Annotated in this window: 1 protein-coding gene; it reads left to right on the forward strand. The window is 55.2% G+C overall.

The features are described 5' to 3' along the window. Positions 1 to 232 (forward strand): diguanylate cyclase domain-containing protein (locus Q4563_RS23025; RefSeq protein ID WP_303606203.1); only part of this gene is annotated, 232 nt, incomplete at both ends.

Raw genomic sequence — 232 nt, forward strand, 5'->3', positions numbered from 1 at the left:
GCTCTTTGATGCGCAAGGGCACTGTCTGGGGGTGCTTGGTGTCAGCCGCGATGTGACCGAGCTGCGCAAGATTCAGAATAATCTGGAATTTGTTGCGCATCATGATGCGCTTACCGGCCTGCCTAACCATACGCTGTTGTCGAAAAAAGCTGACTATGCCTTACGTCTGGCGCGGCGTCAGGGAGGGAGCCTGGCGCTGCTGCTTTTTGATCTCGACCGCTTGAAAGTGATC

The organism is Gilvimarinus sp. 1_MG-2023, from assembly GCF_030548285.1.